Raw genomic sequence first — 1533 nt, forward strand, 5'->3', positions numbered from 1 at the left:
ATCCCACTCCGCATTCGTCAGATCACCACGGCCCATACAGCCAGCCTGGCCTCAACACCCCACCCACGTCCCGAGATCCGAGAAACAGTGCCTAGGTGTATCGGCCCGCAGCGTTGTTCACGCGGCTGATGGGGGGTTGGCCTCCGAATGCGGTGTGGCAGCGATGGTAGTTGTGGCTGTGCGGGAAGTCCTCGAGTGCTTCGGTTCGTTCGAGGGTGGAGGTGTGGGGCCGTAGGTAGGCCCATTCCTCGGCGAGGGTGCGGTTGAAGCGTTCGACCGTGCCGTTCGTCTGCGGCCGGTAGGGGCGGGTGCGTTTGTGGGTGATGCCGGCCGTGGTCAGTGCCTGGGTGAAGAGGCGTGACTTGTAGCAGGAACCGTTGTCGGTCAGGACGCGTTCGACAGTGATGCCGTGGGCGTTGAAGAATGCGTTCGCCCGCTGCCAGAAGCCGATGGCGGTGTGCTGACGTTCGTCGGCCAGGACCTCGCTGTAGGCCAAGCGGGAGTGGTCGTCGGTCGCGGAGTGGATGTAGCTGTAACCGATCACTGGTTTGCAGCTCTTGCGCTGGTCGGTGGTGGCCTGCCGGTTGTGGTTGCCGGTTGACCTGCCGACCGTGCGCCACCCGCCGCCGTCCGGGATGTTGCCGAGCTTCTTGATGTCGACGTGCACCAGCTCGCCGGGCTGGTCCCGTTCGTAGCGGCGTATCGGCTCGCCGGTCGGGCGGTCCAGCCAGGCGAGCCGGTTCAGGCCGTGACGGGTCAGGATCCGGTGCACTGTCGAGGCCGGCAGTCCGAGGATCGGCCCCATGCGGGCCGGACCGAGCTTGCGGGCCTTGCGCAGATCACAGACTGCGTTTCCGTCTCGGGAGCCGTGCGGTGCGGGGTCGTGCGCGGTCGGCTCGAGCGGTCGAGCAACCCCGCCTCACCCTCCACGCGCCACCGACGCACCCACTTGTGCGCTGTCGCCCGTGAGATTCCCATCTCAGCGGCGACGTGCGCGACCGGACGACCGGATGCGACACGTTCGACCAACAGACGCCTCCCGAAGACCGTCAGCCGGGCATTACGGTGGGACACGAAGACCTCCGTGTGGTGTGTTCCTAGCCAGCTCCACCACATCGGAGGTCTTCACCATGTTCAAGAGCACGACTGTCAACAACGCTCGTGATCAATACACCTAGTTCGCCTGCTACCGCCAGCTCACAGGCGCGGTAGGTCAGATGGAGTCACTGTGCGGCGGGTCCGAGCTTGACCCAGGCGCGAGGGCCACGACCCATGGGTCGTCCGGCTTGCAATCCAGGCCCACCCGGCCAAAGACAACGGGTTGACAACCAGCCAAGAACTCGTCGATAGCAGGCCCGAGGCCGTCGCAGGGCACACAGGCAGCGCATTAGCCTCGCCCTTTCATGAAGCGGGCCGTCCGACGGGTGGTCAAGTAAGAGAAAAGTGCCTCTGACCAGCAAGAATGAGGATTGTCGAGGTCCTTGTTCCTGCTCAAGCCGGAGGCACTTCTCAGGTGAAGAAGAGTATCGGGTC

At 64.6% G+C, this 1533-nt stretch carries 1 pseudogene; it reads right to left on the reverse strand.

The window, feature by feature from the left end:
• Positions 1-91: 91 nt before the first annotated feature.
• Positions 92-1074: pseudogene (locus AB0M87_RS33340) on the reverse strand (IS481 family transposase).
• Positions 1075-1533 lie beyond the last annotated feature (459 nt).

The organism is Streptomyces sp. NPDC051320 (genome assembly GCF_040682175.1).
GTDB lineage: Bacteria > Actinomycetota > Actinomycetes > Streptomycetales > Streptomycetaceae > Streptomyces.